18 protein-coding genes are annotated in these 16,361 nt (G+C 65.5%); 9 read left to right on the forward strand and 9 right to left on the reverse strand.

Annotated features, from left to right (window positions below; all coding sequences use genetic code 11):
* Nucleotides 1-106: 106 nt before the first annotated feature.
* Both fumC and JN280_RS32520 read right to left on the reverse strand, forming a co-directional pair.
* On the reverse strand, nt 107-1,498 hold the full coding sequence (gene fumC / locus JN280_RS32515) for a class II fumarate hydratase (protein ID WP_202308333.1): 1,392 nt from the start codon (nt 1,496-1,498) through the stop codon (nt 107-109).
* A 128-nt stretch (nt 1,499-1,626) separates the two neighbouring features.
* On the reverse strand, nt 1,627-2,274 hold the full coding sequence (locus JN280_RS32520; protein WP_202308335.1) for a DNA-3-methyladenine glycosylase I: 648 nt from the start codon (nt 2,272-2,274) through the stop codon (nt 1,627-1,629).
* A 196-nt stretch (nt 2,275-2,470) separates the two neighbouring features.
* Between JN280_RS32520 and JN280_RS32525 the strand changes: the two genes are divergently transcribed.
* The 3 genes from JN280_RS32525 (at nt 2,471) to JN280_RS32535 (ending at nt 4,226) form a co-directional block, all read left to right on the forward strand.
* A complete protein-coding gene (locus JN280_RS32525; RefSeq protein WP_202308337.1) occupies nt 2,471-3,241 on the forward strand; it encodes a L,D-transpeptidase in 771 nt (256 codons plus the stop codon).
* A gap of 291 nt (nt 3,242-3,532) precedes the next feature.
* Nucleotides 3,533-3,856 carry a type II toxin-antitoxin system HigB family toxin gene (locus JN280_RS32530; RefSeq protein ID WP_202308339.1) on the forward strand — a complete coding sequence of 108 codons (324 nt, stop codon included), beginning with the start codon at nt 3,533-3,535 and terminating at the stop codon, nt 3,854-3,856.
* On the forward strand, nt 3,846-4,226 hold the full coding sequence (locus tag JN280_RS32535) for a helix-turn-helix domain-containing protein (protein ID WP_202308341.1): 381 nt from the start codon (nt 3,846-3,848) through the stop codon (nt 4,224-4,226). Before JN280_RS32530 ends, JN280_RS32535 begins: the two co-directional genes overlap by 11 nt.
* Nucleotides 4,227-4,488: 262 nt before the next feature.
* On the opposite strand, the gene glcF is transcribed toward JN280_RS32535, so the two are convergent.
* The 5 genes from glcF to JN280_RS32560 form a co-directional block, all read right to left on the reverse strand.
* Entirely contained in the window at nt 4,489-5,814 is a 1,326-nt protein-coding gene (gene glcF, locus JN280_RS32540) for a glycolate oxidase subunit GlcF (protein ID WP_202308343.1), read from the reverse strand.
* A 3-nt stretch (nt 5,815-5,817) separates the two neighbouring features.
* Nucleotides 5,818-6,189: a DUF4870 family protein gene (locus tag JN280_RS32545; RefSeq protein ID WP_202308345.1), complete on the reverse strand. Its 372-nt coding sequence runs from the start codon at nt 6,187-6,189 to the stop codon at nt 5,818-5,820.
* Nucleotides 6,190-6,205: 16 nt separating this feature from the next.
* Complete coding sequence (locus JN280_RS32550; protein WP_202308347.1) at nt 6,206-7,435, reverse strand: FAD-binding protein; 1,230 nt, start codon at nt 7,433-7,435, stop codon at nt 6,206-6,208.
* A 199-nt stretch (nt 7,436-7,634) separates the two neighbouring features.
* Entirely contained in the window at nt 7,635-8,066 is a 432-nt protein-coding gene (locus JN280_RS32555) for an endonuclease domain-containing protein (protein ID WP_202308349.1), read from the reverse strand.
* Between the two features lie 97 nt (nt 8,067-8,163).
* Nucleotides 8,164-9,660 (reverse strand): FAD-linked oxidase C-terminal domain-containing protein, encoded by a 1,497-nt coding sequence (locus tag JN280_RS32560; protein ID WP_202308351.1) that lies wholly within the window; start codon nt 9,658-9,660, stop codon nt 8,164-8,166.
* 267 nt (nt 9,661-9,927) lie between these two features.
* Between JN280_RS32560 and JN280_RS32565 the strand changes: the two genes are divergently transcribed.
* The 4 genes from JN280_RS32565 to JN280_RS32580 all read left to right on the forward strand — a co-directional run bounded on the left by JN280_RS32565 (nt 9,928) and on the right by JN280_RS32580 (nt 13,611).
* The gene (locus tag JN280_RS32565; RefSeq protein WP_202308353.1) at nt 9,928-10,701 is read left to right on the forward strand and encodes an FCD domain-containing protein; all 774 of its coding nucleotides are present in this window, start codon (nt 9,928-9,930) and stop codon (nt 10,699-10,701) included.
* A 31-nt stretch (nt 10,702-10,732) separates the two neighbouring features.
* Nucleotides 10,733-11,566 carry a (Fe-S)-binding protein gene (locus JN280_RS32570; protein WP_244742409.1) on the forward strand — a complete coding sequence of 278 codons (834 nt, stop codon included), beginning with the start codon at nt 10,733-10,735 and terminating at the stop codon, nt 11,564-11,566.
* Nucleotides 11,567-11,604: 38 nt separating this feature from the next.
* Complete coding sequence (locus JN280_RS32575; RefSeq protein ID WP_202308355.1) at nt 11,605-12,738, forward strand: alpha-hydroxy acid oxidase; 1,134 nt, start codon at nt 11,605-11,607, stop codon at nt 12,736-12,738.
* A 135-nt stretch (nt 12,739-12,873) separates the two neighbouring features.
* On the forward strand, nt 12,874-13,611 hold the full coding sequence (locus tag JN280_RS32580; RefSeq protein WP_244742412.1) for a metallophosphoesterase: 738 nt from the start codon (nt 12,874-12,876) through the stop codon (nt 13,609-13,611).
* 56 nt (nt 13,612-13,667) lie between these two features.
* Here the strand turns inward: JN280_RS32580 and JN280_RS32585 are convergent, their stop codons facing one another.
* Nucleotides 13,668-13,811, reverse strand: coding sequence for a hypothetical protein (locus JN280_RS32585; RefSeq protein WP_202308357.1), 144 nt, complete (start codon nt 13,809-13,811; stop codon nt 13,668-13,670).
* Nucleotides 13,812-14,036: 225 nt separating this feature from the next.
* The gene (locus JN280_RS32590; protein ID WP_202308359.1) at nt 14,037-14,741 is read right to left on the reverse strand and encodes a type 1 glutamine amidotransferase; all 705 of its coding nucleotides are present in this window, start codon (nt 14,739-14,741) and stop codon (nt 14,037-14,039) included.
* An 84-nt stretch (nt 14,742-14,825) separates the two neighbouring features.
* Here JN280_RS32590 and JN280_RS32595 point away from each other — a divergent pair, with 84 nt between their 5' ends.
* Complete coding sequence (locus tag JN280_RS32595) at nt 14,826-15,473, forward strand: hypothetical protein (RefSeq protein ID WP_202308361.1); 648 nt, start codon at nt 14,826-14,828, stop codon at nt 15,471-15,473.
* Nucleotides 15,474-15,579: 106 nt separating this feature from the next.
* Nucleotides 15,580-16,323: a 16S rRNA (uracil(1498)-N(3))-methyltransferase gene (locus JN280_RS32600; RefSeq protein WP_202308363.1), complete on the forward strand. Its 744-nt coding sequence runs from the start codon at nt 15,580-15,582 to the stop codon at nt 16,321-16,323.
* Nucleotides 16,324-16,361: the final 38 nt, after the last annotated feature.

The raw sequence follows: 16,361 nt of genomic DNA on the forward strand, positions 1-16,361 counted from the left end.
TCCAAGTTCACCGGGATGAGCGGACCTGAAGATCGTCGCCCAGTTCGGAAATTCCCCCGGGTCGAAGGGCGACGGCTATTTTTGGCGGCGCCCGCGCAAATCCGGGTCAGCCGGGATGGGTCATGTCCTCGGGACGTACCAGCCGGTCGTAGTCGGCCTCGGTCACCAGCCCGGTCGCGAGCGCCTCCTCGCGCAGCGTGGTGCCGTTCTTGTGCGCCGTCTTGGCGATCTTGGCGGCGTTGTCGTAGCCGATGGTCGGCGCAAGTGCGGTCACCAGCATCAGCGAGCGCTCGAGGGCGGCCTTGATGTTGTCCTCGCGGGCCTCTATGCCGACGACGCAATTGTCCGTGAAGGAGACAGCCGCATCGGCCATGAGCTGGACGGACTGCAGGAAATTGTAGGCCATGACAGGGTTGTAGACATTGAGCTCGAAATGGCCCTGGCTGCCGGCGAAGGAAAGGGCGGCATTGTTGCCGAAGACCTGCACGCAGACCTGCGTCAGCGCCTCGCACTGGGTCGGGTTGACCTTGCCGGGCATGATCGAGGAGCCCGGCTCGTTCTCGGGCAGCGACAGTTCGCCGAGACCCGAACGCGGGCCGGAGCCCAGCAGGCGGATGTCATTGGCGATCTTGAACAGCGCGGCGGCCGCAGCGTTGATCGCGCCATGCGAGAACACCATGGAATCATGCGCGGCCAGCGCCTCGAACTTGTTCGACGCCGAGGTGAAGGCGATGCCGGTGATGTCGGCGATGCGCTCGGCGACCTTCTCGGCGAAGCCGATCGGCGCGTTGAGGCCGGTGCCGACAGCCGTGCCGCCCTGGGCGAGCTCCTGCAGGCCCGGCAAAGTGAGCTCTATGCGATTGATCGACGAGGCGACCTGCGCGGCATAACCCGAGAATTCCTGGCCCAGCGTGAGCGGGGTCGCGTCCTGCGTATGGGTGCGGCCGATCTTGACGATGTGGTCGAAGGCCTTCGCCTTGGCGTCGAGTGCGGCATGGAGATGCTTCAGCGCCGGCAGCAGGTGATGGATGATCCGCTCGGCGCAGGCGATGTGCATGGCCGTCGGATAGGTGTCGTTCGACGACTGGCTCATATTGACGTGGTCGTTGGGATGGACCGGCTTCTTGGAGCCTTTCTCCCCGCCTGTTATCTCGATGGCGCGATTGGAGATCACCTCGTTGGCGTTCATGTTGGACTGGGTGCCCGAGCCGGTCTGCCAGACGACGAGCGGGAAATGCTCGTCCAGCTTGCCGTCGATGACCTCCTGAGAGGCCGCCACGATCGCGTCGCCGACCTTCGGATCGAGCCGGCCGAGCGCCATATTGGCCTCTGCCGCGGCGCGCTTGACGATACCGAGTGCCCGAACGATCGACAGAGGCTGCTTCTCCCAGCCGATCTTGAAATTGCCGAGCGAACGCTGCGCCTGGGCGCCCCAATAGCGATCGGACGGAACGTCGATCGGGCCGAAAGTGTCGGTTTCCGTACGGGTCGTGGTCATATCTCTCTTTCCGTTGGGCGCCGGCAGGCCGGCTCTTTTTCCGCCTTGCTGCAAATACCGGCTTCGCCGCCGGGTCAAATGAAAAATCGATTAGGGCCGGCCCGGATTTCGACGCGGGCGACGGAAGTCTATCGAGGGCGACGAAACCGCTGCCGCGCTTCCTCGACGGACGCGCGACAAATGCAGCCCTCGATATGGTCGTTCACGAGCCCCATGGCCTGCATGAAGGCATAGACGGTGGTCGGGCCGACGAAGGTCCAGCCGCGCTTCTTCAGCTCCTTGGAGATCAGCGTCGAGGTGGGGGTCGTGGGGTTGGCGACCAGCGTGGGATAATCGACCCGCGCGGGACGCTCGCCAGGGCCGGGCTCGAACTTCCAGAACCAGGCCGCGAGAGAACCGGCCTCGTCGACCAGCTCGATCGCTCGCTTCGCGTTGTTGATGACCGATTCGATCTTGCCGCGATGGCGCACGATGCCCTTGTCGTCGAGCAGGCGTTCGACATCCTTGTCCGTGAAGCGGGCTACCTCGTGGAAGTCGAAGCCGGCGAAAGCCGCGCGGAAATTCTCGCGCTTCCTCAGGATGGTCAGCCAGGAAAGGCCGGACTGAAAGCCCTCGAGGCAGATCTTCTCGAAGAGGCGCCGGTCGTCATCCACCGGCCTGCCCCATTCCTGGTCGTGATAGCTGCCGTAGAGTTCGTCGCTGCCGCGCCAGAAGCAGCGCAACGCGCCGTCGTCTCCCACGATCAAGCCGGTCTTTTCCTGCATCTCGGATTCCATTCGTTAACGCGATTTTGAAAGGCTTCACGCGGCCTTTACCAGGTTGCTGAACCCGGCGGTAACCACACCAAAAGCTTTACGACGCGTTTGGCTCTTTAGACATTCCGATTCACGTTTCAGTTGCCACCTCCCGCCACCATCGGCGCGAACGAGGGGATTTCCTTCCTCGGGGGCACGTTTGCTTGAGGTCCAGTCCATGTTGAAATCCGTTCTGGCTGCCGGCGCGGCGGCCATTCTCGCCCTGTCGGCATTTCCGGCCGCGTCCCGTGACCGCTATGCCGAAAGGCCGCCTGTGATGATATCGCCCGATCTTTCGGCACCATGGGTGATGCAGTTGCGCGACAACCGCTCGCCGATGGCGGCCAAGCGGCAGCGCAGCCAGGCGAGTGGGCCGAGCCTGTTCGGCACGCCTGCGCCGCAACAGGTGAAGCGCACCCGACAGAAGGTCTCTCCGTTCCGGACGGCCAGCGTCCCGGCGGCGAAGCCGCGCGCGGTGCGCGCGCCGCAGGTCGATCCGAAATACCTGCCGCAGATGGTCGACTATGACGGCGGACGCAAGCCGGGGACCATCGTCATCGATACGCGCGACAACTTCCTCTATCTCGTGCAGGAAGGGGGCAAGGCCCGCCGCTACGGCGTCGGTACCGGCAAACCCGGTTTCGAGTGGGCCGGCACCCACAAGATCACCAGCAAGCGGGTCTGGCCCGATTGGCGCCCGCCCGCGCAAATGATCGCGCGCGAGCGCGCCAAGGGCCGCCACCTGCCGGCCCATGTGGCAGGCGGGCCGGAAAACCCGCTCGGCGCGCGCGCCCTCTATCTCGGCTCGACGCTCTATCGCATCCACGGCACGAACCAGCCCTGGACGATCGGTGGCGCGGTCTCGTCGGGCTGCATCCGCATGCGCAACGAGGATGTGGTCGATCTCTATGAAAGGGTGGGGGTCGGAACGACCGTCGTCGTGATGTGAGCGAGTAGCGAGAAGGCTCTCCCGGGTTGCGCCGGCTCGTAGCCACCGGGAGCATAAGGTTTGTTCTGCTCCGTTCGGGATCGGTTCCGGCGATGTCCACAATGCGCATCAGGTCACCGCGCAACTCTGGATGAACCTGCCCGCGCTTCTCGCCCGGCGTGAGGACCGCCGAGGCGCCATAGGGTGTGGTGTCGTCATTCGTGGTCTGGAATTCCAGATAGAGGTTTTCTCCGTCGGGACGTCCCATATCAATCTTGATCCCAATACGGGATCGCGATAGAAGGCTTCAGTATGAGGATCGTCGCCCGCCGTACCTTGCGGGAATTCGTCGATAGCCTTGCGGGGCAGAAGGATCAGCGAGCCGTGAAGGCCGCGCTCGATGCCTGGTTCGATGAAGTCAGCAAGGCGAACTGGGCGAGTTCCGCCGATGTGAAGCGGCTCTATGCGACGGCCAGCATCATCAGCGCCGAGCGGATCGTCTTCAACATCAAGGGCAACGACTATCGCCTCGTGGTGGCGGCCGACTTCGAGAAAGGCATCGTCTGGATCAAGTGGATCGGCACACACAAGGCCTACGACAGGATCGACGTGACGGAGGTGAAGCATGACAAGTGATCTGAAGCCGATCCGCACCGAGGCGGATTATGAGGCGGCCCTTGCCGAGGTCGAGCGGCTGTGGGGCGCGAAGAGCGGCACGCCGGACGGCGACCGGCTCGACGTTCTGGCCACACTTATGGAGGTCTATGAAGCGAAGCACTATCCGATCGACCCGCCCGATCCGATTGAGGCGATCAAGTTTCGGATGGAGCAGCAGGGCCTCACGCGCAAGGATCTGGAGCCGATCTTCGGCACGCGCAACCGCACCTCCGAGATACTCAACCGGAAGCGGGGCCTTTCGATCGAGATGATCCGTAGTCTGCACGACAAGCTCGGCATCTCGGCCGAGGTGCTGATCCGCCCAACCCGCCACGAAGAAGCGGCCTGAGCGGCGCCAGGAGACCGAGTGATGACCCGCGTTGTGCCGTCCGACAACCAGCGCGACGCGTCGATCAAGGACCGATTCCGCGTCTGCCGTGAGCAAGCGAAGCGAGAGAAGTGGAAGGAACACGGTGCTTAATCAGAGAGCACAGCGAAGGCAGTACCGGACTTAATCGCCCCCCAAAACCCCCGCTGGTTAGACGGGGGATTGCAATTGAGATACGCTGGAATTGGTTGCGGGGCTCGCAACCTCTGTTTTTCCCTATTCGCTATTGGCTACTCGCTATTCGCACTTCCCCGATCGCCTCCGGCTTCGGCCCGCCATAGGCCCAGTCCAGCAACTGAACGGTGTGGACGATGGGCATGCCCGCACGGTCGGCGATCTGGGTGATGCAGCCGATATTGCCTGTCGCGACGAGATCGGCGCCGGTGGCGGCGATGTTCCGCACCTTGCGGTCGCGCAGCCTGGCTGAAATCTCCGGCTGCATGATGTTGTAGGTGCCGGCGGAGCCGCAGCACAGATGCCCCTCGCGCGGCTCCTTCACCGTGAAGCCCGCCTTCTGCAGCAGTTCCTTGGGCTGGCGCGTGATCTTCTGGCCGTGCTGCATGGAGCAGGCCGAGTGATAGGTGACGATCAGGCCCGGTTGCGCGACCGGCGTGGGCAGGTCGATCGCGGCGAGATATTCGGTGATGTCCTTGGCGAGCGCCGAGACCCGTGCGGCCTTGTCCGCATAGGCCGGGTCGAGCCGCAGCATGAAGCCGTAGTCCTTGATGGTCGTGCCGCAGCCCGAGGCGGTGATGATGACGGCGTCGAGCCCATTGCGCTCGATCTCGCGTGTCCAGGCATCGACATTCCTACGGGCCGAGGCGAGCGCGGCCTCCTCGCGCCCCATGTGATGGACCAGCGCGCCGCAGCAGCCCTCGCCTTCCGGCACGACCACTTCGATGCCGAGCCGAGTCAAGAGCCCGATGGTGGCTTCGTTGATACCGGGATCGAGCACCGATTGGGCGCAGCCGGTCAGGATCGCGACACGCCCGCGCTTTTCCGCCTTCGGCGGGTGGACGGCCGGCGAGGAGAAGGCCGATTTCGCCGGGACCGCCGATGGCGCGAGCTTCAGCATGGCGCCGACCGGCTGCAGCGCCGCCACTCGGTCGAACAGTCCCGCCAAAGGTCGGCCGAGCCGCGCCAGACCGAGGGCGGCGCGGAAACGCCCGGGATAGGGCAGGACCATGGCAAGCGCGGCGCGCGTCACCCGTTGGAGAAGCGGACGCCGATAGGTCTTCTCGATATGGGCGCGGGCGTGGTCGACCAGATGCATGTAGTTCACGCCGGACGGGCATGTGGTCATGCAGGCGAGACAGGACAGGCAGCGGTCGATGTGGGTGACGATCTCCTCGTCGGCCGGGCGGCCGTTCTCGAGCATGTCCTTGATCAGGTAGATGCGGCCCCGGGGACCGTCGAGCTCGTTGCCGAGCGTCACATAGGTCGGGCAGGTCGCGGTGCAGAAGCCGCAATGCACGCATTTGCGCAGGATCTTTTCCGATTCGGCGACATGCGGGTCGCTGAGTTGCGCGGCGGTAAACGAGGTCTGCACGGGCTAGATCAACCAGCTTTCAGGATTCCTGATCGGCTCACCCCGCCCGGCGGCCTGGAGGCCGACGATGCAGCGCACGATGAACCAGACGGCGGTGGCGAAGGCGAGCAGGAAGCCGATCGCCACGAGCATGAGCAGCAGCGAGATGAAGCCGTAGAGCAGACCGATCCAGAAGGTGCGGATGGCCCATGTGTAGTGCGTCTCGACCCAGCCGCCCGCCTTTCCGCGATTGACATAGGCAAGGACGATGCCGACGATCCCGCTGATGCCGATCACCAGGCCGAGAAGGTAAAGGACATAGACGACCTGGACATTGGTCGGACCGGGCTCCAGCCAGCGATCGGTCTGGCGTGCGGATGGTTGCGGATCGCTCATCGTCGTTCCCCCTTTGTCAGCTTGTCCTGTCGTCGGCGGTGGTTGCCGTGATCCTGCACGGATTGAGAATGCCTTTGGGATCGAACTGTTCCTTCAGCCGCGCCGAAAGAGCCGCCAGCGCGGGCGCCTGCGGCTCGAACACGGGAACCGATGCACGCCAGGACGGCGCGGCGCGCACCAGCGTCGCATGGCCGCCGCCGAACCGCCGGATCAGCCGGCGCAGGATTTCGGCCTCCGGATCGGCCTCCATGCGCAGCCAGACCAGACCGCCTTGCCAGTCGTAGAAAGCGTCGGCGCCGGCTTCCATGCGCAGCGCCAGCACCAGCTTCGCGGCTTCCGACGGCGCGACCGACACCCGCCAGACCGGCCGTTCGGTGGCATCGGCAAAGGGAATGCAGTCCCTGACGTCGCGCCATAGGCGACGCGAGCGTTCCGCCTCGACGCGTTCGATCGGCCCCGCATTGCGAAGGAGGTCGGTGAGGCTCTCCCGGCGATAGGCGACCGATGGCCCGAAGCCCTCGATGCGCAGCAAGGTCGCGGGGTCGCCGCCCAGCGCACCGCCGAGTACACGGCCCGCCACGCCCTGCGGCAGATGGGCAGCACTCGACACTTCGGCGCTCGACCCCATCGCGAGCGCCATGGCTGGGATCGCGTCGTCGTCGATCAGGCCGCGGATGACGAGCGTCGTCTCGGTCTCGGCCGCCGGCAGCACCTTGAAGGTGACATCGGTGACGACGGCGAGCGTGCCCCACGCCCCGGCCATCGCCTTGGAAAGGTCGTAGCCGGTGACGTTCTTCACGACGCGCCCGCCCGACTTGAAGGCTTCGCCGCGCCCTGACACGGCATGAACGCCGAGCACATGGTCGCGCGCCGCTCCGGCTTTCAGCCGCCGCGGCCCGGAAAGATTGGCGGCGAGCACCCCGCCGATCGTTCCCCCGCCGGGCGCTCTGCCGAACAGCGGGCCATAGTCCATCGGCTCGAAGGCGAACTCCTGCCCGTGCGCCGAAAGCAGGGCCTCGATCTCGCCGACCGGCGTGCCTGCGCGCGCCGACAGGACCAGTTCCTCGGGCTCGTAGAGCGTGACGCCCGACAGCCGCGACATGTCGACCGCATGTTCGGCCTGCACCGGCCGGCCGATACCGCGCTTGGAGCCGTGGCCGAGGATCTCGACCGGCGCCTCCTCGGCCAGCGCCCATTGGACGACGGAAAGCACCTCGTCCACGGTGGAGGGGGTGAAGGTGGTCATCGGGCAACGGAACGGTACGAAAGGAAAAAGTCCCCCTCACCGCCTCCCCCTCGACAAGCTCGGGGGAGGCACCTCTCCCCCACTGCGTGGGGGCGAGGAACCGCGGCCGCAAGCTTGGCGCCTTTCCTCTCCCCCGGGCAGGGGGAGAGGTGCCTCCCCCGAGCTTGTCGAGGGGGAGGCGGTGAGGGGATGCTATGGCTCAACGCTTCTCATCCTGGCTGTTTCGTCGTGTGGACACATATCGCAAATCGGGCGCGCTGACGTCGCTGTCATATCGCCCTTCCAGGGCCGCAAGGATGGTCTCGCAAACGCTGGTGATACCTTTCAGCACATCTGTGTTCCAGAACCGGATCACAGATATGCCTTGTAATCGCATGAATTCATCGCGAGTCCGGTCATACGAACTCTCCGCGTGCTGGCTTCCATCGACCTCGATCACCAGCCGTTTCTCGCGACACATGAAGTCGGCGAAGTATGGGCCTACCGGATACTGCCGAACGAACTTGAAGCCGCCGAGCTTGCGCCCCTTCAATTCGTTCCAAAGCACGGCCTCAGCCATGTTGTCGCCATGCCGCAACGCACGCGCCCGGCCGGTGGTCGCCGGCGATCGGCGACTGCGATTCGTCGACATGAATGCCCCTCTCACCGGCCCGCTGACGCTATCCTCGGGCTTGACTGCAAGACCCCAATGCACAGGGGAGCCTTGACCCCGAAATGCCGCCCCCATCTCAAAACCTCGGAATGTCGGGGAAGGCCATCTGGCCGCTATGGACATGCATGCGGCCGAGTTCGGCGCAGCGGCGCAGTTGCGGGAAGACCTTTCCGGGGTTGAGCAGATGGTTGGGGTCGAAGGCGCATTTGACGCGCATCTGCTGATCGAGATCGATGTCGGAGAACATTTCCGGCATCAGGTCGCGCTTCTCCACGCCGACCCCGTGCTCGCCGGTGAGCACGCCGCCGACGGCCACGCAGAGCCGCAATATGTCGGCGCCGAAACGCTCGGCTTTCTCCAGTTCGCCCGGAATATTGGCGTCGTAGAGGATCAGCGGATGGAGATTGCCGTCGCCGGCATGGAAGACGTTGGCGACGCCCAGCCCGTATTTCTCCGACAGCTCCCGCATGCCGTGCAGGACCCGCGGCAGTTCCTTGCGCGGGATGGTGCCGTCCATGCAGTAATAGTCCGGCGAGATGCGCCCGACCGCCGGGAAAGCCGCCTTGCGGCCCGCCCAGAAGGTGAGCCGCTCCTCTTCCGACTGCGAGATGCGGCAGGTGGTGGAGCCGTTCCTGAGCGCGATCGCCTCGACCGCGGTGATGAGATGATCGACCTCCACGCCGGGGCCGTCGAGCTCGACGATCAGCAGGGCTTCGCATTCGAGCGGGTAGCCGGCATGGACGAAGTCCTCCGCCGCATGGATCGCCGGACGGTCCATCATTTCCATGCCGCCCGGAATGATGCCGGCGCCGATGATGTCGGCCACGCACTGGCCGGCCTGCTCGGAGGACGGGAAGGCGATGAGCAGGGCCCGCGCCGTCTCGGGCTTCTTGAGGATGCGCACCGTGACTTCGGTGACGACACCCAAAAGACCCTCGGAGCCGGTCATCACGCCGAGCAGGTCGTACCCTTCGGCATCGAGATGCTTGCCGCCGAGCCGCACCACCTCGCCGTCCATCAGCACCATTTCGATCCCCAGCACATTGTTGGCGGTGAGACCGTATTTCAGGCAATGAACGCCACCGGAATTCTCCGCGACGTTGCCGCCGATCGAGCAGGCGATCTGGGAGGATGGATCGGGGGCGTAATAGAAGCCCTCCTGCTCGACGGCGGTGGTGACGCCGAGATTGGTGACTCCGGGCTGGGCGACCACGGCCCGGTTCGGATAATCGATCTCCAGGATACGGTTGAAGCGGCTCATGACCAGCAGCACGGCGTCCTCGAGCGGCAGCGCGCCGCCGGAGAGCGAGGTGCCGGAGCCGCGCGGCACGACGCGGATGTTGCGCTCGTTGCAGTATCCGAGGATGCTCGACACCTGCGCCACGGTCTCGGGCAGCACGACGCAGAGCGGCAGCTGGCGATAGGCGGTGAGCCCGTCGGTCTCGAAGGCCCGCATGGCGTTGACGGCGTCGACCACGCCTTCGCCAGGCACAATGATCCTCATGTCGGCGACGATCTCGTCGCGCCGCGCCAGCGTGCCGGCATCGGGCTGGGGCATGGCAAGACCGGACATGCTGAGCTTTCTCCTTTCGGATACTGGTAATATTCTTTTACCACTCGGCGGACAACGCCTAATTTCACCGCAGGCTCACGGCCCCCCGCTCCCGGATCAGGCCCGGTGTTCGTCGGATGCGGTACAGACGACGCGGGATTACAGTCGTGGGGACGGCCGAACACCGGTTCCGGACCGCCGGCTTCGGTCCGGCAACTGGACAAATTTATTGACCAGTCGGCAGCGGCAGCGGTACTCTATTTTTCGGGTCAGAAAGCGAACAACGAATTGGGCGATATTTTCTCCAGGATCGAGCACTCGCGCACCGCCGACGAGGTCGTCGAGCAGATCGAGAGCCTCATCCTGGAAGGCGTGCTGCGGGTCGGCGACCGCCTGCCCGGCGAACGTGAGCTTTCAAGACAGTTCCACGTGTCGCGCCCGATCCTGCGCGACGCGCTGAAGGCGCTGGAAGCGCGCGGGCTGATCGCGGCGCGTCATGGCGGCGGCACCTATGTCGCCGACGTCATCGGCCAGATCTTCGCGCCCTCGGTGATGGAACTCATCGCATCGCACCCCAAGGCGGTGGCGGACTATCTCGAATACCGCCGCGACATCGAGGGCATTGCCGCCGAATATGCGGCCCGGCGTGCGACCGAGGACGACCGGGCGCTGCTTGGCGAGATCATGACGCGCATGGCCCTTGCCCATCAAAGCGGCGACGCCGGCGCGGAATCGGCGATCGACGTCGAATTCCACAGTGCCGTCGGCGAATGCGCGCACAATATCATCCTTCTCCACACGCTCCGCTCCTGCTATCGGCTGCTGTCGGACGGGATCCTGCGCAATCGCGCCATGATCTATCACCTGCCTGGTGTTCGCGAGAGGATTTTCGAGCAACACCGCGCGATTCACGAGGCGATCGCGGCGAGGCAGCCGGCGCTCGCCCGAACGGCGGCGGTCGAGCATATCGATTTCGTGCGCAACGCCATGGCGGAAGCGGAACGCACCGGCGACTGGCAGCGCGTATCGCGGCTGCGGCTGAAGCAGAGGTCGTCGGGCTGAGCCCCGGCTGGACTGGAGGGACAGAAGGAACGTGCCGCAGACCGGAACGCAAATTGCCGTGACGGCGCAGGAGAAGCCAAGGGTCGGGCTGTTCGTCACCTGCCTGGTCGACCTGTTCCGCCCGAGCGTCGGTCTCGCCGCCGCCCGGCTGATCGAAGAGGCCGGCTGCAGGGTCGAGGTTCCGATGGCGCAAGCCTGCTGCGGCCAGCCGGCCTTCGCCTCGGGCGACACGGCGGATGCACGCAGCGCGGCCGAAACGGCTATCGCCGCCTTCGAGGACTTCGACCATGTGGTGGCTCCCTCCGGCGCCTGCGCCGGCATGCTGCGGAACCATTATCCGACCCTGTTCCGGGGCGATCCGGCCTGGGAAACGCGCGCAAACGACTTCGCGGCCAAGGTGCACGAACTGACCAGCTTCCTGGTCGACATATCAGGCGTGAAGGCGGTAGCCGCCGCGCGGGATGCGACCGCGACCTATCACGATGCCTGTTCCGGCTTCGGCGAGTTGGGCGTCAAGGACCAGCCGCGCGCGCTGCTGGCATCGGTCAAGGGCCTTAAGCTCGTCGAGATGCGCGATGCCGACGCCTGCTGCGGCTTCGGCGGCGCCGTCTGCGCGAAATATCCCGATCTCGCCAAGGCCAAGGCCGACCAGAAGGCCAGGGCGATCAGCGCCTCCGGCGCCGATCTGCTCATCGCCGGCGACCTCGGCTGCCTGATGAAGATCGCCGGCAAGCTCAAGCGCGAGGGTTCGGCGATCGAGGTCCGCCATGTCGCCGAGGTGCTGGCGGGCATGAACGACGACCCGCCGATCGGCGGACGCCGCGCCGGCCCCGCGCGGGACGCACCGACCGAAAGCGCCGCCTGACACCGAAAGAGACGCCCTCCAACCAACCGGGTTAGACCATGACCACCATCGTCGAAATCAACGACCTCAAGGAACTGGCCCGCCGTCGGGTACCGAAGATGTTCTTCGACTACGCGAACTCCGGCGCCTGGACGGAGAGCACCTATCGGGCGAACGAGGCGGATTTCGCCAAGATCAAGCTTCGACAGCGCGTTCTGGTCGACATGACGGACCGTTCGCTCGAGACGACGATGATCGGCCAGAAGGTGGCGATGCCGGTGGCGCTGGCGCCGACGGGGCTGACCGGCATGCAGCATGCCGACGGTGAAATCCTGGCGGCGCAGGCGGCGGAGGAATTCGGCGTTCCCTTCACCTTGTCGACCATGAGCATCTGCTCGCTTGAGGACGTCGCCGCGGCCACGAGCAAGCCGATCTGGTTCCAGCTCTACGTCATGCGCGACCGGGATTTCGTGCTGAACCTCATCGACCGCGCGAAAGCGGCAAGCTGCTCCGCCTTGGTGCTGACGCTCGACCTGCAGATCCTCGGCCAGCGCCACAAGGACGTCCGCAACGGGCTGTCGGCACCGCCGCGCTTCACCCCCAAGCACATCTACCAGATGGCGACCCGGCCGCGCTGGTGCCTCGGCATGCTCGGCACCAAGCGCCGTACCTTCGGCAATATCGTCGGCCACGCCAAGGGCGTCGGCGACCTCTCCTCGCTTTCCTCCTGGACCAATGAGCAGTTCGATCCCAGGCTCTCATGGAAGGACGTCGCCTGGATCAAGGAGCGCTGGGGCGGCAAGTTGATCCTGAAGGGCATTCTCGACAAGGAGGACGCGTTGCGGGCAGTCGACACCGGCGCCGACGCCATCATCGTCTCCAACCACGGCGGCCGGCAGCTCGACGGCGCGCCTTCCTCGATCACCGCCCTGCCCGGCATTGCCGACGCGGTGGGCGACAAGATCGAGCTTCACCTCGACGGCGGCATCCGGTCCGGGCAGGACGTGCTCAAGGCGCTTTGCCTGGGCGCCAAAGGAACCTATATCGGCCGCCCTTTCCTCTATGGGCTCGGCGCCTTCGGCAAGCAGGGCGTGACGATGGCGCTGGAGATCATCCGCAAGGAGCTCGACATCACCATGGCCTTGTGCGGCAAGCGCAACATCGAGGACGCGGGTCCCGATTTGCTGTATTAAAGCATGTCTCCTGAAAGTGGGCACCGGTTTCGGGACAAAGACATGCGTCAAATCAAAGACCGACAGCGTGTTGCGTGAATCCTTGCAACACGCTGTGGGAGCTAACCGACTGAACAAAGATCGGCAGGCTGGAGATTGAGCGGCATCCATTTCGAGGAGGCCAGGGGGCCCGACGGCATCCGCCTCTATGCGATCGGCGACGTGCATGGCTGCCGCGACCATCTGGCCGAGATGCATAGGCTGATCCATGCGGAGATCATACGCGACAAGCCGGCCGACTGGCGCATCATCCATCTCGGGGACTACGTCGACCGGGGGCCCGATTCCAGGGGCGTGATCGACTTCCTGATCGGCGCGATGCAGGCTGACGACCGGGTGCTTGCGCTCGCCGGCAATCACGATGTCGGCTTCCTCGAATTCCTCGCCGAGCCCGACCCGTATGGTCTGTTCGCGCGGTACGGCGGATTGGAGACGGCCCATTCCTACGGCGTGGAGATCGATCTTGCCGATGCCGACCGCTTCCGTGAAAGCTGCGCGGCCCTCGCCGAAGCCGTGCCGCCGGCGCATGTGGCCTTCCTGCGCGGACTCGGCTTCTCGGCCACCTTCGGCGACTTCTTCTTCTGCCACGCCGGCGTTCGCCCCGGCACTTCGCTGGACCGTCAGGACCCGCAGGACCTGATCTGGATCCGCGATGTCTTCCTCAACCATTCCGGGCTGTTCGAGAAGGTGGTGGTGCACGGCCACACGCCCGTCCTGGCGCCCGAGGTCCTTGCCAACAGGATCAATGTCGACTCGGCCGCCTTCCAGTCGGGCCGGCTGACCGCGCTCGCGATCGACGGCGCACAGAAGCGCCTGTTCGCGGTCAAAGGTTGACGGCCGAGATTCTCGGGGCAACCCTTATGCGTTCGAAAGGCGCGCGGGACTTTATTTCAGTGAACCGTCCCCGTGATGCCGTAGCCGTCGACGACGACCGCATGGTCGCCCGACGCGTCGGCGGCATAGATGCCAAAGCCGCACACGGCGATGGCGGCAATCATCAGGAAGGACAGGAGCGCGGCTCTCACGGGGTTCATCTCGGCTGAGGCTTCCTGAGTATTTGACATGATCGAGGTTACGAAACGGTTTCGAGGGCTGAAACCGTGGGCTGCTGCGCAGGAGCGGCGCCCTTCTAGCCGCGCCTCCGTCCGGTCGCCAGCCGCCATCGCGGTCGTCCACACAGGAAAATCGGCGGCGTGGCGGATATGTCACGCCCATGAAGAGAGCCGCCTTGCCGACCCGCTGACGGGAAAACTGCCTTCTTACGCCCGGATGAGGCGCACCCAGGCCCGCGCGATGGCGAGGCCCGCGGCATCGGCCTGCGGGCCGTGCCTGGCCGCCTCGCTTTGATGGCGCGCGGCCCAGCCCGGCTGGCGCGTGGCGAGAACATCGGCGAAGCCCGTGCTCCATTCGCCGACCAAAGCGCGGTCAGCCTCGAAATGGAATTGCGTGGCGTAGGTCGCCCGCCCGATGCGGAACGCCTGGTTGGCGACGGTTGCGCTCGAAGCCAGCCTCACCGCGCCATCCGGCAGCGAGAAGGTGTCGTCGTGCCACTGGAAGATGGGGAAGCTTTCGGGCAGGCCGCCGAGCACCGGATCGTCCTTGGCTTCGGCGGTCAGGCCGACCTGGTGCCAGCCAAACTCGGTGGCGCCGCCGATCTGGTTCCTGCCGCCATAGGCACGGGCCAGCAACTGGCTGCCGAGGCAGATGCCGAGCACGGCGCGGTCGCGGCGCTCGAAATCGCGCAGCAGTTCGAGCAGAGCGGGAATGTAGGGATAGGCGTCGTCATCGAGCGCATTCTGGCCGCCGCCCAGGATCACTGCAGCGGCGTGTCGCGAGGCGTCGATCGGCAGGGGTTCGCCGCGATGGACCTCGCGGATGTCAAGGTCGGCGTCGGCCTCGGCAAGCGCCGCGCCGACCTGGCCGAGGCCGGTCTTGTCATAGTTCTGGACGACGAGGACCCGCATCGCCGGCTGCTCCGGTTATGAAATGGAATGACATCAGACGGCCGAGCGATAGCATGGGGTTCGAAACAGGCAAAGGGCGCGAAAATGCCGCTGCAGAACAGAGTGGATCCGTTGGGGCAAATCCATGCCGTGCCCTGGCGCGGCACCTTCACCGGCAATCGCGGCGTCATCCACGACCCCGCAACCAGGACGCTCCTGAAGAGGCGCTGGTCAACCCGCGCCTGGCTGATCTGCGTCTGCGACTTCCGCGGTCGCAGGCGCGAGGTGATGGGCCGCAACGCGCCCTCCGGCAATGCCGGCTGGACGGAGCTGTTCTTCCTGGACGAGGTGACGGCGCTGGCAGCCGGGCACCGCCCCTGCTTCTACTGCCGACGCGAACGGGCCGCGGCCTTCGTCGCCTGCTGCGCCCAGGTCTTCGGCAGGTCTGCGCCGCGCGCGACGGAACTCGACACGAGGCTCCATGCGGAACGGCTGATATCCGGCGGCCCCTTCGTCGCCGTCGAGGACGAAGCCGCCTTCACCGCCCTTCCCGACGGGGCCGTGCTCCGCAGCGGCGAGCACTGTTTTGCCAAGCATGGCGGCGCGCTGCGCCTGTGGACGTTCCGGGGTTACGGCGAGCGGCTGACGTTCCCGCAGATCGGCCGGCTCCAGCTCCTGACGCCGCCGACGACGCTCGTCGCGTTGAAGGCCGGCTATGGTCCTGCCTGGCACGATTCAATTCGGCTTCGCTGACCTGCCCGCTCGATCATGGTCGCGATTGCCCGAAGCGCCAGCGGCTTTCGAGGCCAATCCCTTTGCGGGACTTGACCACGGCTTCGTCCCGTAAGATGTCTCCGGCATGCGTGCGAACTACAGAATGCAGCGGCTCTTCGTTCCGCAGGACTTTTCCCAGGGCGCCGAGATCGAGCCCGATCCGCAGCAGGGGCACTATCTCGGCAATGTGCTGCGGCTGCGCGAGGGCGCGCAACTGCTGATCTTCAACGGGCGCGACGGCGAATGGCTGGCCGAAGTGACGGCGATGACGCGCAAGAAGGTAACGTTGGCGGCGCTCGCCCAGGTGCGAGGCCAGCCGCCGCATCCCGAGCTGCTCTATTGCTTCGCGCCCCTGAAGCAGGGCCGCCTCGACTATCTCGTCCAGAAGGCGGTCGAGATGGGGGCGGGCGTGCTGCAGCCCGTCATCACCCAGCATACCCAGATGTCGACCGTAGGTATCGACCGGCTGCAGGCCAATGTGATCGAGGCGGCCGAGCAATGCGGCATCCTGGCCATCCCCCGTGTCGAGGAGCCGATCAAGCTCGACCGGTTGCTCTGGCTGTGGGAGCCGGGCCGGCGGCTGATCTTCTGCGACGAAGGCTCCGACACCAACAATCCGGTGCCGATCCTGTCGACCATCGCCGAACGCAAGCTCGGCCTGCTCATCGGCCCCGAGGGGGGCTTCTCGGAGGAGGAGCGCCAGCAGCTCAGGGCCCTGCCCTTCGTGACGCCCATCCCGCTGGGACCACGAATCCTGCGCGCCGACACCGCCGGCGTCGCCGCGCTCGCCGTGATCCAGGCCACCATCGGCGACTGGAACGTTCAATGACAGTTGATGTCAGGGTCAGGATTTTTCGCTTGATCGCC

The organism is Mesorhizobium sp. L-8-10, from assembly GCF_016756635.1.
In the GTDB taxonomy this organism is placed as follows: Bacteria; Pseudomonadota; Alphaproteobacteria; order Rhizobiales; family Rhizobiaceae.